Here is a 16,177-nt window from a genome sequence, read left to right on the forward strand (position 1 = left end):
CGTGTGGACCTCGCTCACGGGGGCCGTGCCCGGCCCTCAGAGGAACCGGGAAGATCCTGTGACGCCGCCGGTCAGCGCCCCGGACGCCGCACCCGCCGGACCCCAAGCGCCCCTGGTGCGCCGGACGGCGGGGAGGGTCGTATCCTGCCGGGAGTCGTCATGATCGTGCGGCGGCCGCCGAGCAGGGCGCCGTGTGATGCGCACCACACGGTTCGACGGCGGGCCGGCGGCCTGAGACCCGCGGAATGCCGCGCCTTCTGGTGGACGCCCGTCCAGGTCGTTCTCAGGCGTTTGTGCGGCTCGCCGGGTAGTCGTGCGTCCAGGGCCCCGAGCCGTGTTGACGCCTGGGCTGCGCGCCGTGCAAGATAGTTCTCGACAGCGCGCATCGCCTGCCCCCTGCGCGGTGCGCGCTGTTTCACACTTCTCCGGGAGAACATCTCGGAATTGCTCGGAAACGACGGCCTCGGAACACGAATTCTCGTGATCCGAGGCCGTTCGTCGTTCTCGCGCCGGCCCGCGCCCAGGTGTGGTCGCGGCCCGGCGCCGTGCGGCGCAGCGGGTCGCGTCCTCCCCGGCGCGCCGCGTCGAGCGGCGGGAGGCGGACGGTTAGCGTCGGAGGGTGAATGCCGCAGCCCGCACCAGCTCAGCCGCCCGGAGCGTGGCCGATCCTGCTCGGCTGCCCTCGACCCCTCCCGGCGGGACCGACCAGCCCGACGCCGAGGCCGCCGACGTGATGCCGTCGCGCCCCGTGCTCGTGCCCGAGCCCACGACGTCCGACCTCGTCGAGGAGGCGGTCGCCCGCTGGCGCGCCGGGCTCGTCGAGCTCGCCGGAGGGTCGTCGCTCGCCGACGTCTCCCTCCTCGGCGACGCCGTCGTCGACCTCACCGCCGCGCACCCCTCCGGCGTCGCCCAGCTCTTCGCGGGGCGGCCGACCCGGTTGTCGAACCTCTTCCGGGAGGGCGGCTCCCTGCCCGCCGCCCGCCGGCGGGCGCGCGCCGTCGTCGTGCGGGCCGCCGAGCACGCGCAGCGCTACGGCGTCGCCCCGACGTACCTCGCGATCGGCGTGGCGACCTGGACCCAGAGCCCGACGGCGCCCCTCGCCGAGGACGACGTCGCGGCGCTCGCCCGCGTCGCCGGCCGCGCGCCCACGGTGGTGCCCGCCGACGGCGACGCGAGCGGCCCGGCGGACGTCGAGCCCGCGGCGTCGGCACCCGACGCCGCCGACGCGCTGCTCGTGCGCCCCGGCGACCCGTCCGACGGCGTGCCGGGCCCCGAGGAGGAGCCCGCACCCCGGACGGTGCGCGCGCCCGTCCTGCTGCGCCCGCTCACCGTCACGCCCCGGGGCGACGGCGAGACGGACTACGAGCTCACGCTCGAGCCCACCGCCGAGATCAACCCGCTCCTCGCGCGCACGCTCCGGGCGCACGGCGCGCTCCTCGACCCCGTGACGCTGGCACGGTCCACGTTCACCGGCGCGGGCTTCGACCCGGGCGACGCGACCCGGCGGATCGCGGCCCTGGGGCAGGCGGTCCTCGACGACTTCGACCTCACCCACCGCGTCCTCGTCGGGACGTTCGTGCACCCGGGCCAGGTGCTGGTCGACGACCTCGACGAGCTCGCACCCGCGCTCGAGCGGCACGAGGTCGTCGCGGCGCTCGCCGGGGACGAGCGGTCCGCCGCTGCGCTGCGGGCCGACCTTCCCGCACCGCGCGTCGGCGACGCCGACCCCGTGCTCGAGCGCGGCGCGGGCGACCTCGACCCGTCCCAGCGGCACGTCGTCGACGTCCTCGCGACCGGCTCGCACCTGTTCGTCGATGCCCCCACCGGGTCCGACGTCGCGGGCACGCTCGCCGCCGTCGTCGCGGAGGCTGCGGCGTCGGGACGCCACGTCCTCTACGTCCCCGGCCACCGCCGCGCCGCCGACGCGCTGCTGGCCCGCCTCGACGCGCTGGGCCTCGGCGGGCTCGCGCTCGACGTCGCGCCCGAGCCGACGTGGCGCGAGACCGCCTCGCACCGCCTGCTCGCCGCGATGGCGACGGAGCCGGAGCCGGTCGAGGACGACGACCTCGTGCGCACGCGCGACGCCCTGCTCGGCGCGCGCGCCCGGCTCGCCGGGTACATCGAGGCGCTGCACCTCGTCCGCGACCCGTGGGGCGTGTCGGCCTACGACGCGCTCCAGGCGCTCGCCCGGCTCACCGCCGAGCGACCGGCGCCGGACACGCGGGTGCGCCTCTCGACGGAGGTCGTGCTCGGCGTCGGGCCGCAGCGCGAGCGGGTCGCCGCGGAGCTGCGCGAGGCCGCGATGCTCGGCGCCTTCACCGCGCGCGCGACGTCGACCCCCTGGCACGGCGCCGCGCTCACGACGCCGCAGGAGGCGCACGACGCCCTCGTGCGCGTGGAGCGGCTGCGCGCCCACACGCTCCCGCAGCTGCGCGCACAGGTCGAGCAGGTCGCGGAGCGCACCGGGCTCAACACCGCGACGACGCTCCGCCAGTGGGGCGACCAGCTCACGATGCTCGGCGGGATGCGCGGGACGCTCGACGTGTTCCAGCCGCTCATCTTCGAGCGCACCGCGCAGGACATGGTGGAGGCCACCGCGACGAAGCAGTGGCGCGAGCAGCACGGGATCGAGATGGGCTGGTTCGCGCGTCGCCGGCTGCGCCGTCAGGCACGCGACATGGTGCGGCCGGGCGTCCGCGTGCCCGACCTGCACGCCGCGCTCGTCGAGGTCCAGGCGCAGCGCGCCGTCTGGCAGGAGCAGTGCCCCCGTGGCGGCTGGCCCGTGCTGCCCGAGGGGCTGTCGGCCATCGAGGACACGCACGAGGCCGTCCGGATCGACGCCGAGGAGCTGGAGCCGGTGCTCGCGGGCACGCCTGCGGGCGGCGGGCTGCTCGACACGCCGCTCGACGCGCTCGCCGCCCGCCTCGACGCGCTCGCGGAGGACGCCGCCGCGCTCGACGCGCTCCCGGCGCGGACCGCGATCCAGCACCGGCTCACCGACCTCGGCCTCGGCGAGCTCCTCACCGACCTCGCGGCGCGCCGCGTCGAGCCCGACGAGGTGGGCCCCGAGCTGGAGCTCGCCTGGTGGAGCTCGGTGTTCGAGCAGATCCTCGCGCAGGACCAGGCGCTCGCCGGGCAGGACGGCGCGGGCCTCGACGCGCTCGCGCGCAGGTTCCGCGAGCTCGACCGCGCGCACGTCGCGTCCCTCGCGGCGCCCGTCCGGGCGGCGGTCCGCGACCACCTCGGGACCGCGATGCGCGAGCACCGTGACGAGGCGGAGGCCCTCTTCACCGAGCTGCTCGAAGGGCGGCTCGTGAGCCTGCGCGAGACGGCGGAGCAGCACCCGGCCGTGCTGCGCCGGCTGCGCCCCGTGCTCGTCGCCACGCCGACGCTCGTCCCGCACCTCGTGCCGGCGACCCGCACCGTCGACCTCGTGGTGCTCGACGCGATCGAGCACACGCCCGTCGAGCTCGTGCTGTCGGCGCTCGCGCGCGGGCGCCAGGTCGTCGCCGTCGGCGACCCGCGGGCGGCGTCCACGGACACCGTGCGCGAGCTCGCCGAGCTCCTGCCCACGGTCGCGCTGCTCGCCGACGGCTCGCGACGCGACCCGTTCGTCACCACGTTCCTCGCCGAGCACGGCTACGCGGGCGTCCTGCGCCCGTCGCCGCTGCCGCGCGCGGAGGTCCTCGTCCAGCTCGACGTCGTCGACGGCGCCGGGATGCCCGACACGGCGTCCGGCGCGGTCGAGAGCACGCAGGCCGAGGTCGACCGCGTCGTCGAGGTCGCGATCGAGCACGCGCTCACCCGGCCGGACGAGTCCCTCGCGATCGTCACCGTCACGCCCCTGCACGCCGACCGCATCCGCGACGCGCTCCTCGTCGAGGTCCGGCAGAACCCGGCGCTCGCCGGGTTCTTCTCCGGCGCCCGCGCGGAGCCGGTCGTCGTCGCGGACGTCTCCGGCGTCGCCGGGCTCGTGCGCGACACGATCGTGCTGTCCGTCGGCTTCGGGAAGACCCCGCACGGCCGCGTGCTGCACCGGTTCGGCATCCTCAACACCCCGGGCGCCGAGGCCATGCTGCTCGACGCCGTCGGGGCGACACGCCGGCGTCTCCACGTCGTCTCGTGCTTCACGGCGGGCGACCTCGACCCGGAGCGACTGCGCGGCGCGGGCGCCCGGCTGCTCGCCGAGGTGCTCGACCTGGCCGAGCAGCGCAGCGGCGCCGCCGACCAGGTCACGCTGGGCAACGGCGTCGACCTCGGCGGCAGCCCCGACCGGCTCGTCCTGGACCTCGCCGAGCGGCTCTGGCGCGCGGGGCTCGTCGTCGAGACCGACTACGGCATCGGCGACGGCGACCGCATCCCGCTCGTCGTCGGCCACCCGGACCTGCCCGGCGAGCTCCTCGTCGCCGTCCTCACCGACGACGCGGCCTACGTCGCCGAGCGCAGCGTCCGCGTGCGCGACCGGCAGGTCGCCGAGCGGCTCGAGCGCATCGGCTGGACGGTCGCGCAGGTCTGGTCCGCCGCCGCGTTCCTCGACCCCGCCAAGGAGGCCGAGCGCATCCGGCGGGTCGTGCAGGCCGTGCGCGACGCGCGGCTCCCGGAGACGGGCGGCGTCGCGCAGACGGGCGGGGGCGACCGGATCGTCGTCGTGCCGGTGATCGACGACGACGAGCAGCACGGCGACGAGGACCTGTAACCCCGCCGGTGGGACCATGGGACGCGTGAGCACGACCGCCGACCCGAGCCCCAACCCGTCGCACCTACCCGACGACGGGCGCGACCGTCCCGAGCCCGAGGCCGGGCGCCGTCGGCGTCCGCGGCGGGCCGTGCGGCGGGGGACCGAGAGCACGGTGGTGCCCGGCACGAGCGCCGACGAGCGGGCCGAGGGCTGGGGCGACGAGTCAGCCCCCCGCCGCGGCGTGCCGGGCGAGAACGACGACCGCCTGCTGGGCGACGTGCCGCCCCACTACGGGCGCCACTGACGGCTCGCCGGGCGACCGGCTGAGCGGCGTCAGAGGTGCCGCGGGGGCGTCGGCCCGCCGGGCGTCGTCCCGCCGGGCGCCGCGCCGGGGCCGCTGCCGGCCTGGGCGGCGAGAAGGTCGCGGATCTCCTGGAGCACGCGCACGTCCTCGGCAGGTGCCTCGGGCTCGGGCTCCTCGTCCTTCTTGCGGCGCTCCGCGAGCTTGTTCATCGGCAGGACGATGACGAAGTAGAGGGCGACGGCGATGATGAGGAACTGGAGGATCGCGTTGAGGACCCCGCCGACGGAGATGACGGAGGGCGGGATGTCCTTCGCCTCGTTCCCCGCGCGCAGCGTGATGTCCCACAGGCCGGTGAGGTCGGGCTTGCCGAAGATCGCCCCGATGAGGGGGTTGATGAAGTCCTCGACGATCGCCGTGACGACCCCGGAGAACGCGGCCCCGATGACGACGCCGACCGCCAGGTCGATCGCGTTGCCGCGGAGCACGAACTCCTTGAACCCTTGGAACACGCCCTTCATGTGCTGCTTCCCTCTCCTGTCGACGGGCACGCGTGGCGGCGGCGCCACGACACGTGCACGCGTGATCCTGCCAACGGGCGCGGCGACCGGCAACGGCTTCGCCCGGCGGGTCGGCGGTCTCACGGAGTCGTCACGGGACCAGGACGGCCGTGACCGGGGCGTGCCCGGACCGCGCCGCCAGCCGGACGGCCTCCTCGGGGCGCACCGCGACGAGGGTCACGACGTCGGAGCCTGACCCACCGGTGCCGAGCAGGCCGCCGCCGTCGTCGGGCTCGGGTGCCGGCACGACGACCGCGGCGCGGGCCAGGTACGGGTCGTCCGGGGGAGCGGACCCCGTCTCCGCGGGTTCCGTGGGTGCCGGGGCGAGCGCGGGGTCGCCCGCGGCCAGCAGGTCGACGCGGTCGCCCGGCTCGAGGAGCGCGGCGACGCCCGGGTCGAGCCGGACGGGGGCGACCACGGTCCCGTCGGGCGCCCCGGCGGCGAGCTCTCCTCCGCCGACGAGGCCGTCCTGGAGGAGCGTGCCCTCCGGCAGGGCGACGGTCGCGCGGCGTCCGACGACGTCGTCGGCCCGGGCCGGTGCCCCGGCGGGCAGGAGGGAGGCCGGGACGTGGTCCACCCGCACGTCGGGTGCCGCGAGCGTGGTGCCGGGCGGCACGGCGCGGGCCGTCACGACGGCGGGAGCCGTCGGCGGGGGTGGGGGCCGCAGCGCACCGACGACGACCGACGCGGCGAGCCCGCAGCACAGCGCGGCGACCACGAACCGGGACCGCCACCACAGGCCGTGCAGCAGCCGCCGTCGGGCGGCGGCGCGGCCGGGGTGGGCTGACGGGTCGGGCGGGCGGGAGGAGCGAGGCATGGCGCGACCGTAGCCGCGCGCGGCGAGCCGGTGGCCGCGGTGCGCGGCGGTCTGTGGACGACGCGGCACGCGGGCCGCGCACCGTGAGCCGACCGACCCGCTGTGGTCGGCCGCGCACCGGTGCGGTGCCACGACGGAGCCCGGGCGCGTCAGGGGAGAGCGACCCGACGGCGCCGCGTCAGGTCAGGACGACGCGGCAGAGCTGCTCGACGCGCCGCCCGAGCCCGTGCCGCCCGACGACGAGGACGACCCCGCCGACGACGACGAGGACGAGGACGTGCTGGACGTCGAGGCGGCGGGCGCCGTCGACGTCTTCCCGCCGGACCGCGAGTCCGTGCGGTAGAAGCCGGAACCCTTGAACGTCACGCCCACGGAGGAGAACACCTTGCGCAGGCGGCCCGAGCACTCGGGGCACACCGTGAGGGCGTCGTCGCTGAACGACTGGTGGATGTCGAAGGCGTGACCGCAGGCGGTGCAGGTGTAGGCGTAGGTGGGCACGGGTTCTCCTCGTTCACGAGACGGCCGTCGAGGCGGCCACCGGCGGGTCGGGATCGGGACGGTCTCGGCCTGGTCGACGGTGTCAACACCGCCTGGCACTCGAAACTTCCGAGTGCTAATCATACGCGGACCGGCGCCCGGGCAGGGCCGGGGTAGTCTCGCATCCGTGTCTGCGCACGAACCCGCCGAGGCCCCCGCCGGTGACCCCGCCACCGGTGCCGACCCCGCGACCCCGGGCGAGGCCGCGGCCCCGCCGCGGCGCCGTCGCCGGTCCACGCGACGGCGCGTCCTGATCGGCGTGGCGGCACTGCTCGTCGTCGCGCTCGTCGCAGGTGCCGCGTTCGTCGTGGTCACCGTCCGGCGCCCGCTCCCGCAGGCGTCCGGCGAGATCTCCGTGCCCGGCCTCGGCAGCGAGGTGACCGTGCTGCGCGACGCCCAGGGCGTGCCGCAGATCTACGCCGACACCCCCGAGGACCTCTTCCGCGCCCAGGGCTACGTCCAGGCGCAGGACCGCTTCTTCGAGATGGACTACCGCCGGCACGTCACGTCGGGGCGGCTCGCCGAGCTCGTCGGCGACAACCCGGACGCGATCGCCGCCGACACCGTGACGCGCACGTTCGGCTGGCGCCAGGTCGCGGAGGAGGAGTGGGACGTCGTCTCCCCCGAGACGAAGGCGTACCTGCAGGCGTACGCGGAGGGCGTGAACGCCTACCTGGAGGACCGCAGCCCGTCGGAGATCGCGCTCGAGTACACGGTGCTGGGGCTGCAAGTCGACGTCGCCGAGCCCGAGCCCTGGGACCCGGTCGACTCGCTCGCGTGGCTCAAGGCGATGGCCTGGGACCTGCGCGGCAACTACGACGACGAGCTCGACCGCGCGCTGGCCTACGGCACGCTCCAGGACACGGCGCGCGTCGCGGAGCTGTTCCCCGCCTACCCGTCCGAGCTCAACGCGCCGATCCTCGACCCCGGCGAGCTCGAGAACCCGCAGGAGGTCGCGCTCGACCTGGGCCCGCAGGCCCGCGCCGAGTACGGCTCCGACCACCTCCAGGCCGCGCTCGAGGCCGCGGACCGCGCGCTCGGCGCCGTCCCCGTGCTCATCGGGCGCGGCGAGGGCACCGGCTCGAACTCGTGGGTCGTCTCCGGCGAGCACACGGCGTCGGGCAAGCCGATCCTCGCGAACGACCCGCACCTCGCCCTCGGGGCACCCGGTATCTGGGCGCAGGTGGGGCTGCACTGCAACGAGGTCTCCCCGGCGTGCGGGTTCGACGTCGCGGGCTTCTCGTTCGCCGGCTTCCCCGGCGTGGTCATCGGGCACAACGCCCAGCTCGCCTGGGGCCTGACGAACATGGGCGCCGATGTCACCGACTTCTTCGTCGAGCGCGTGCGCGACGACACCTACCTCCGCGGCGACGAGTGGGTCCCGCTGGAGTCCCGCACCGAGACGCTGCGCGTCGCCGGGGGCGACGACATCGAGATCGAGGTCCGCTCGACGCTCCACGGGCCGATCGTCTCCGAGGCGATCCCGGCGACGGACGCGGCCGTCGACACGCCCGCGCTGGACACGCGGCTGGGGGAGTACGCCGTCGCGCTCCAGTGGACCGCGCTCGAGCCGGGCCGCACCGCCGACGCCGTCTTCGCGTTCAACCTCGCGCAGGACGCCGAGGACATGCAGGCGGCCGCCGCGCTCTTCGAGGTGCCCGCCCAGAACATCGTCTTCGCGACGGCGGACGGCCACATCGGCTACCAGGCGCCCGGGAAGATCCCGGTCCGCCAGGCGGTCCCCGACGCCGAGGTGCCCTCCGACGGCACGTGGCCGCGCGACGGCTCCGACGAGCGCTACGACTGGCAGGGCTACGTCCCCAGCGAGCAGATGCCGCGCGTCGTGGACCCGGCCGAGGGCTTCATCGTGGCCGCCAACCAGGCGGTGCTGCCGGACGGCGTCGCGCCGTTCCTCACGACCGACTGGGACTACGGGTACCGCTCGCAGCGCATCCGCCAGCTCCTGGAGGCCGAGATCTCGGCCGGGCGCACCGTGGACGTCGACACGATGAACGAGATCCAGGTCGACGACCGCAGCCCGTACGCCGAGGTGCTCGTCCAGGCCCTGCTCGAGCAGGAGATCGACGACGACTTCGCCGCCGAGGGCCAGCAGCTCCTCGCGGACTGGGACTACCGGACCGACACCGACTCCGCCGCGGCGGCGTACTTCGCGGCCGTGTGGCGGAACCTGCTCCAGCTCACCTTCTGGGACGACCTGCCCGAGTCGGCGCGGCCGGGTGGCGGCAGCCGCTGGCTCGCCGTCGTGCAGAACCTCCTCGAGAACCCGACCGACCCGTTCTGGGACGACCGCCAGACCGTCAGCGTCGTCGAGACGCGCGACGAGGTGCTCACGCAGGCGCTCGTCTCCGCGCGCCTCGACCTCACCGTCGAGCAGAGCAAGCAGCCGTCGGACTGGGCGTGGGGCAAGATCCACGTGCTCGCCCTGAAGCACCCCGTGCTGGGCGGCGAGTCGATCCCGGGGCCGGTGCGCGACTACGTCAACCCGACCCCGGTCGGCATGCCCGGTGGGTCGTCGATCGTCAACGCGACCGCATGGGACGCCGCGTCCGGGTCGTTCGACGTGACGGCCGGGCCGTCGATGCGCATGGTCGTCGACCTCGGCGACCTCGACCGCTCGACGTGGGTGACCGTCACGGGCACCTCCGGGCACCCGGCGTCGAAGCACTACGCGGACCAGCTGAAGACCTGGTCCCGCGGCGAGACGTACGCGTGGCCGTTCTCCACCGAGGCGGTCGCCGAGGCGAGCAAGGACGAGCTCACCCTCGTGCCGTAGCGGAGCCGCCGGCGCCTCCGCCCCGTGCGCGGGCGCGGTGGCGGACGGCGTGAGGGCGGACGGCGCGGCCCGCTACGGCAGCCAGCGCCAGCCGAGGGGCGTCGCGACGGCGTCGACCGTGCGGTCGTGCGGCTCGACCGGGAGCGGTCGGTCGCTCGCGTCGTAGACCTCCTCCGGGAACACGACGGCCACGACCTTGGTGCCGGGGCGCACGTGCTCGAGCGCGCGGTCGTACCACCCGCCGCCCTGGCCAAGCCGGACGCCGCGCGAGTCGACGGCGAGCGCGGGCGCGACGACGACGTCGGCCTCGGCGATGGCCTCCGGACCCAGGGTCGGGGTGCCGGGCTCGGGCGGGCGCCCGGGCGCGCGGACCTGGAGGTCGGCGGGCCCGTCGTAGACCGCCCAGTCCCGCTGGAGCCCCGCGCCGAGCACGGGGAGCAGCAGGCGGACGCCGCGCGCGGCGAGGCGCTCGAGCATCGCCGACGTGCCGGGTTCACCCGGGCGCGCGGCGTAGGTTGCGACGCACGTGGCGGCGGCGACCTCGGGGATGGTCTCGACGACGTCGGCGATGGCGGCGTCCGCTTCCTTGCGGAGCCGCTCCGACCGCGCCTGACGGTGGGTGCGGATGGCCTTGCGGAGGATCTCCTTCGCGTCCTCGGCTTCGATGCTTCCGTGCAGGGGGTATGGCTGGACCGGGCCACTCATGTCCCTATTGTCACCCGGCGCGCGCGTCCGCGCCGACGCCGCGCGGGTGACCTTCGGCCCCGGAGGCCCGGAGCGGGTTCCGCGGACGCGTCCCGGGTGCCTATGATCGGAGGGAGCCAGTAGTTCGGACTCCTGACAAATGGGTCGCCGTCCGACAGAGGTGCCGACAGTGAGGACGCCATGACCGCGACGACCGCGAACCCCACCGAGACCACCCCACGAGGGGGCGCCCACCCGAGGACCGGTCGTGCCGCCGTCGTGCTCGCCGCGGGCCACGACGACGCGTCGCGCGAGCTCCTGTCGCGGCCCTTGGGCGACGCGACGGTCGTCGAGCTGGCGGTCGCGAACGTCCGCCGCGTCGTCGACGCGGGCCGCATCGTCGTGGTCGTGTCGCCCGACGACCCGACCGTGCGCGAGCTGCTCGGCGAGGACGTCGTCTACGTGGAGCAGGAGTCGCCGCTCGGCACGGGCGACGCGGTCCTCGCGGCGCGCGAGGCGATCGCGTCGGTGCTCGGGCCGGGCGTCGACGAGCCGGTCCTCGTCGCCTACGCGGACACGCCGCTGCTGCGCTCCGAGTCGCTGCTCGGGCTGCTGACGCGCCACACCCTCACGGGCGCGGACCTGTCGCTGCTCTCCGCCGTCGTGGACGACCCGGACGGCTACGGGCGCGTGGTCCGCGCCGGGGGCGAGATCACGGCGATCCTCGAGTCGTCCGAGGTTGCCGACGCCGCGCCCGAGCCGCGCACCGAGATCAACGTGGGCGCGTACGTCGCGGCGCCCCGCCTGCTGTTCGGCGAGCTCGAGCGCATGGCGGCCGACGGCGAGCACCGGCTCACCGAGCTCGCGCGCCGCGTCATCGGGGCGGGCAAGCGCATCTCGTCGTACCGCATCGTCGACGTGGACGAGGTCCGCGGCATCAACACCCCGGACGAGCTAGCCCAGGCGGCGGACATCGTCCTCAAGCGCCTGTTCGTGCCGAAGAAGAACACGGACACGAAGATCGTGTTCGGCACCGGCGGCTGGCGCGCGGTCATCGGCGAGGGCTACACGCTCGCCAACGTGCGCCGGCTGTGCCAGGCCATCGCGAACGAGACGATCCGCCGCGGGCTGGACGGGAAGGGCGTCGTCATCGGCGGCGACCGCCGCTTCCTCTCGCGCGAGTCGGCCATCGCCGCGGCCGAGGTCTTCGCGGGCAACAACATCGCCGTGACGCTCCTGCCCGACGACGTCCCGACCCCGCTCGTGACCTTCGCCGCGCCCTACCTCGGGGCGGCCTACGGCATCATCGTCACCTCGAGCCACAACCCGCCCGAGTGGAACGGCATGAAGGTGTTCCGCCAGGACGGCTCGCTCCCGCTCGACGACGAGACGGACCGCTACCAGGACGAGGCGAACGCGCTGTCGGTCGACGACGTCATCACGCTCGACATCGACGTGGCCCGCCGCACGGGCGTCGTCGTCGACCGGTCGCTCACGGACCCGTACGTCGACGCGATCGAGCGGATCATCGACGTCGAGGCCGTGCGCGGCTCGGACCTGCAGGTCGTCGTGGACCCGATGTACGGCACGAGCCAGCTCACGCTCGGCACCATCCTGTCCGACATGCGCGTGCGGTCGGAGTTCATCCACGCGGCGCACAACCCGCTGTTCGGGGGCGTCGCGCCGGCACCGGACCTCCAGCGCCTCAGCACGCTCGTGACGATGATCCAGCAGGGCGGCGGCCGCTACGACCTCGGCATGGCGACGGACGGCGACTCGGACCGCATCGGGATCGTCGACGAGACGGGCGAGTACATCTCGACGAACGACCTGCTCCTCCTCCTGTACTGGTACCTGCACGAGGTGCGCGGGGAGAAGGGCGGCGTGGTGCGCAACCTCGCGACGACGCACCTGCTCGACCGGCTCGCGGCGCACTTCGGCGAGGAGTCGCGCGAGGTCAAGGTCGGGTTCAAGCACGTCACCGCGGGCATGGCGGAGATCGGCGCCGTGCTCGGCGGCGAGTCGTCCGGCGGCCTGACGATCCGCGGCTGGATCCTCGGCAAGGACGGCATCTTCGCGTGCGCCCTCGTGGCCGAGATGCTGGCGCGCACGGGCAAGCGGATCTCCGAGCTGCGCGCGATGCTCTACGAGATCACCGGTCGCCTGTACACGCTCGAGGCGGGCGTGCCGGCCACCCCGGAGATGCGCGTCGAGGTGCCGCGCCGGCTCGAGGCGCAGCCCCTCACGCACGTCGGGCCGTACCCGGTCGTCTCGGTCTCCCACCTCGACGGCACCAAGATCCTCCTCGAGAACGACAACTGGGCGCTCCTGCGGTTCTCCGGGACCGAGCCCGTCCTGCGCATGTTCGTCGAGGCGGACACCCCCGAGAAGGCCGCCGAGCTCCTCGAGTGGCTGCAGGGGTTCGTCACCGCGGGCGTCTGACGCCCGCGCCCCCACCCGGCACCCCGCCGCACCCAGCCCCCAGCCCCACCCCAGACAGGAACCAGAGCAACGATGCGCTACGGCCACTTCGACACCGCGCACGACGAGTACGTCGTCGAGCGCCCCGACGTCCCCGTCTCGTGGACGAACTACCTCGGCACCCGGGACATGTGCACGGTCCTGTCGCACCACGGCGGCGGGTACTCGTACTACAAGAGCTCGCAGTACGGGCGCATCTCGCGCTTCCGCCAGAACGGGGTGCCGCTCGACCGCCCCGGGCACTACGTCTACCTGCGCGACGACGCGGACGGCGACTACTGGTCGGTGTCCTGGCAGCCGGTCGGCAAGCCGTTCGTCGGGCCGGACGAGGAGCTCGACCCGGCCGGCGGCGCGGGGCGCTGGACCACGCGCCACGGCCTGAGCTACACGACCTTCCGCTCCGAGTACAAGGGCATCGACGCCGAGCAGACGGTCTTCATCCCGCTCGACGACGACGTCGAGCTGTGGGACGTGCGCGTCACCAACACGACGGACGAGGTGCGCGAGCTCACCGTCGGGTCGTACGTGGAGTTCTCGTTCCACACGATCACGATCGACAACCAGAACCTGCAGATGTCGCTCTACGCGTCCGGCTCCTCGTACGAGGACGGGATCATCGAGTACGACTTCTACTACGAGCCCTGGACGTACCACTACTTCGCGTCGAGCGAGACGCCGTCGTCGTACGACTCGCTGCGCGACAGCTTCATCGGCCCGTACCGCACCGAGAGCAACCCGGTCGCGATCGAGCGGGGCGAGGGCTCCAACGCGAGCGCGACGACGCAGAACCACTGCGGCGCGCTGCTGCACAAGGTGACGCTCGCGCCGGGCGAGACCAAGCGCCTCGTCTTCATGCTCGGCTACGGCTCGCGCGACGCGGCCGGTCGCGCGATCCAGGCGAAGTACTCGGACGTCGCGGCCGTCGACCACGAGCGCGAGCGCCTGCGCGACTACTGGCGCGCCAAGCAGGACAAGCTGCGCATCCGCACGCCCCACGAGGGCATGAACACGATGATCAACGCGTGGACGCTGCTCCAGGCGGAGACGTGCGTCGTGTGGTCGCGGTTCGCGTCGTTCGTCGAGGTGGGCGGACGCGCCGGGCTCGGCTACCGGGACACGGCGCAGGACGTCATGAGCGTCATCCACTCGAACCCAACGAAGACGCGGCAGCGCATCGTCGAGCTCCTGCGGGCCCAGACGGAGGCCGGCTACGGCCTGCACCTGTTCGACCCCAAGGCGTTCGACCCCGACGCGGAGAAGCTGCCCGACGTCCCGTCGCCGACGATCGTCCCGACGGTCGACCCGAAGGACCTCATCCACGGCCTCGAGGACACGTGCTCCGACGACCACCTGTGGCTCGTGCCGTCGGTCGTGGAGTACGTCAAGGAGACGGGCGACCGCGCGTTCCTCGACCTGGAGATCCCGTTCGCCGAGGGCACGCCCGCGACCGTCTACGACCACCTCGTCCGCGCGCTCGAGTTCTCCGCCGAGCAGGTGGGCCAGAACGGCGTCGCGCTTGGCCTGCGCGCCGACTGGAACGACTGCCTCAACCTCGGCGGCGGCGAGACGTCGCTCGTGACGTTCCTCCACGCGTGGGCGATCGGCGCGTTCCTCGAGGTCGCGGAGCCGCTCGCGGCGGCGGGCGACGAGCGCGCCGAGGCGGACGTCGTGCGGTTCACGGCGGAGCGCGAGCGCATCGCGAAGGTCGCGGACTCGCAGCTCTGGGACGGGCGCTGGTGGATCCGCGGGTACACGCGCGACGGCGTGAAGATCGGCTCGGCGCAGAACGACGAGGGCAAGATCTTCCTCGAGCACCAGGCGTGGCCCGTCATCGCGGGCATCACGAGCCAGGAGCGCGGCGAGGCGTCGATGGACGCGGTGCGCGAGCTCCTCGGTTCCGAGTACGGCAACCACCTCAACTGGCCGGCGTTCACGAAGGTCGACGACACGGTCGGCTTCGTGACGCGCGTGTACCCGGGCATCAAGGAGAACGCCGCGATCTTCTCCCACCCGAACGCGTGGCCGATCATCGCCGAGGCGATGCTGGGCCGCGGCGACGAGGCGGTGCAGTTCTACGACGCGATCCTGCCGTACCACCAGAACGACAACATCGAGGTCCGCGGGGCGGAGCCCTACGCGTACGTCCAGTTCCTCTACGGCCGCGACCACGAGTGGTTCGGCAAGGCGCAGAACCCGTGGCTCACGGGCACGGCCGGCTGGATGTACACCGCCGTGACCAAGTACGTGCTCGGCGTCCGCCTCGCGCTCGACGGCCTGGTCGTCGACCCGTCGATCCCGAAGGACTGGGACGGGTTCGAGGTGCGTCGCGAGTGGCGCGGCGCCGTCTACGACATCGAGGTCCGCAACCCGGACCACGTGTCGAAGGGCGTGCGCTCGGTGACGGTCGACGGCGTCGAGCACGACCCGGCGACCCCGATCCCGGCGCTGCCCGCGGGCACGGAGGCGAAGGTCGTCGTCACGCTGGGCTGAGGACGGGCCGAGCAGGGGTCTGAGCAGGGGGACACCACCGGATGCCCGCGTCACCGGTCGGTGGCGCGCGGGCGCCCGGTGGTGTCACCCTGTGCACCGAGGGCCGGGCGCACCGCCGGTCCTCGTCGCCAAGCCCACCGACAGGCCGAGGACGGTACACCGCCGCATGACCCACAAGATCGCGCGCGGCTGGACCGTCGCCAAGCCGTGGCCCGTGACGCTGCGGGACGACACCCTGGGCGGGTCCGTGGTCCTGCGTCCGCTGCGGCGCCGGGACGCGAACGCGTGGATGCGCCTGCGCGCGCGCAACGCGGACTGGCTGGAGCGCTGGGAGGGCACGTCGCCGCGCCCCGGCACGCCGGGCGGGCCGCCCACGTTCGCGGAGTACGTCCGGGTCCTCTCGGCGCAGGCGCGCGCCGGGTCGTCGCTGCCGTTCGCCGTCGAGCTGGACGACGAGCTCGTCGGCCAGCTCACCGTGTCGTCCATCACGTACGGCTCGCTGTGCGGCGCGAGCATCGGCTACTGGGTGAGCGAGCACGTCGCGGGCCGCGGCGTCATCCCGACCGCCGTCGCGATGGCCACGGACTACTGCTTCACGATCCTCGGCCTGCACCGGATCGAGATCAACATCCGCCCGGAGAACGGCCCGAGCCTGCGCGTCGTGGAGAAGCTGGGGCTGCGCGACGAGGGGGTCCGCGAGCGCTACCTGCACATCCAGGGGGAGTGGCGCGACCACCGGACGTTCGCCGTCACGAGCGAGGAGGTCCCGGACGGCCTCCTCGCGCGCTGGCAGGCGACACGCCGCGAGAGCATCTGAGCCGCCCGACACGCCGGG

10 protein-coding genes are annotated in these 16,177 nt (G+C 74.3%); 6 read left to right on the forward strand and 4 right to left on the reverse strand.

What is annotated here, in order from left to right:
- Window positions 1-658: 658 nt before the first annotated feature.
- Both ACI769_RS16525 and ACI769_RS16530 read left to right on the forward strand, forming a co-directional pair.
- Window positions 659-4,696 carry a hypothetical protein gene (locus tag ACI769_RS16525; protein WP_409141993.1) on the forward strand — a complete coding sequence of 1,346 codons (4,038 nt, stop codon included), beginning with the start codon at window positions 659-661 and terminating at the stop codon, window positions 4,694-4,696.
- Between the two features lie 25 nt (window positions 4,697-4,721).
- Entirely contained in the window at window positions 4,722-4,982 is a 261-nt protein-coding gene (locus tag ACI769_RS16530; RefSeq protein ID WP_144723056.1) for a hypothetical protein, read from the forward strand.
- Window positions 4,983-5,011: 29 nt separating this feature from the next.
- On the opposite strand, the gene mscL is transcribed toward ACI769_RS16530, so the two are convergent.
- From mscL to ACI769_RS16545, 3 genes are all read right to left on the reverse strand, one after another.
- Window positions 5,012-5,500, reverse strand: coding sequence for a large conductance mechanosensitive channel protein MscL (gene mscL, locus ACI769_RS16535; RefSeq protein ID WP_186325306.1), 489 nt, complete (start codon window positions 5,498-5,500; stop codon window positions 5,012-5,014).
- A gap of 130 nt (window positions 5,501-5,630) precedes the next feature.
- Window positions 5,631-6,356: an SAF domain-containing protein gene (locus ACI769_RS16540; protein WP_085388671.1), complete on the reverse strand. Its 726-nt coding sequence runs from the start codon at window positions 6,354-6,356 to the stop codon at window positions 5,631-5,633.
- Between the two features lie 183 nt (window positions 6,357-6,539).
- Window positions 6,540-6,854 (reverse strand): FmdB family zinc ribbon protein, encoded by a 315-nt coding sequence (locus ACI769_RS16545; RefSeq protein WP_034654287.1) that lies wholly within the window; start codon window positions 6,852-6,854, stop codon window positions 6,540-6,542.
- A 289-nt stretch (window positions 6,855-7,143) separates the two neighbouring features.
- Between ACI769_RS16545 and ACI769_RS16550 the strand changes: the two genes are divergently transcribed.
- Window positions 7,144-9,687, forward strand: coding sequence for a penicillin acylase family protein (locus ACI769_RS16550; protein ID WP_409142021.1), 2,544 nt, complete (start codon window positions 7,144-7,146; stop codon window positions 9,685-9,687).
- Window positions 9,688-9,759: 72 nt separating this feature from the next.
- Here ACI769_RS16550 and ACI769_RS16555 read toward each other — a convergent pair whose 3' ends face one another.
- Complete coding sequence (locus ACI769_RS16555) at window positions 9,760-10,392, reverse strand: 5-formyltetrahydrofolate cyclo-ligase (RefSeq protein ID WP_034654285.1); 633 nt, start codon at window positions 10,390-10,392, stop codon at window positions 9,760-9,762.
- 180 nt (window positions 10,393-10,572) lie between these two features.
- Here ACI769_RS16555 and ACI769_RS16560 point away from each other — a divergent pair, with 180 nt between their 5' ends.
- The 3 genes from ACI769_RS16560 (at window position 10,573) to ACI769_RS16570 (ending at window position 16,159) form a co-directional block, all read left to right on the forward strand.
- The gene (locus tag ACI769_RS16560; protein WP_114552968.1) at window positions 10,573-12,813 is read left to right on the forward strand and encodes an NTP transferase domain-containing protein; all 2,241 of its coding nucleotides are present in this window, start codon (window positions 10,573-10,575) and stop codon (window positions 12,811-12,813) included.
- 72 nt (window positions 12,814-12,885) lie between these two features.
- Window positions 12,886-15,342 carry a GH36-type glycosyl hydrolase domain-containing protein gene (locus ACI769_RS16565; protein WP_043657662.1) on the forward strand — a complete coding sequence of 819 codons (2,457 nt, stop codon included), beginning with the start codon at window positions 12,886-12,888 and terminating at the stop codon, window positions 15,340-15,342.
- Window positions 15,343-15,508: 166 nt separating this feature from the next.
- On the forward strand, window positions 15,509-16,159 hold the full coding sequence (locus tag ACI769_RS16570) for a GNAT family N-acetyltransferase (protein WP_043657664.1): 651 nt from the start codon (window positions 15,509-15,511) through the stop codon (window positions 16,157-16,159).
- Window positions 16,160-16,177 lie beyond the last annotated feature (18 nt).

This window comes from Cellulosimicrobium sp. RS (assembly GCF_046159675.1).
Classification (GTDB): Bacteria; Actinomycetota; Actinomycetes; order Actinomycetales; family Cellulomonadaceae; genus Cellulosimicrobium; species Cellulosimicrobium funkei.

Bases quoted from the DNA above. Each gene is read 5' to 3' on its own strand.
- mscL (WP_186325306.1), bottom strand. From the start codon at position 5,500: ATGAAGGGCGTGTTCCAAGGGTTCAAGGAGTTCGTGCTCCGCGGCAAC.
- ACI769_RS16540 (WP_085388671.1), bottom strand. From the start codon at position 6,356: ATGCCTCGCTCCTCCCGCCCGCCCGACCCGTCAGCCCACCCCGGCCGC.
- ACI769_RS16555 (WP_034654285.1), bottom strand. From the start codon at position 10,392: ATGAGTGGCCCGGTCCAGCCATACCCCCTGCACGGAAGCATCGAAGCC.
- ACI769_RS16560 (WP_114552968.1), top strand. From the start codon at position 10,573: ATGACCGCGACGACCGCGAACCCCACCGAGACCACCCCACGAGGGGGC.
- ACI769_RS16565 (WP_043657662.1), top strand. From the start codon at position 12,886: ATGCGCTACGGCCACTTCGACACCGCGCACGACGAGTACGTCGTCGAG.
- ACI769_RS16570 (WP_043657664.1), top strand. From the start codon at position 15,509: ATGACCCACAAGATCGCGCGCGGCTGGACCGTCGCCAAGCCGTGGCCC.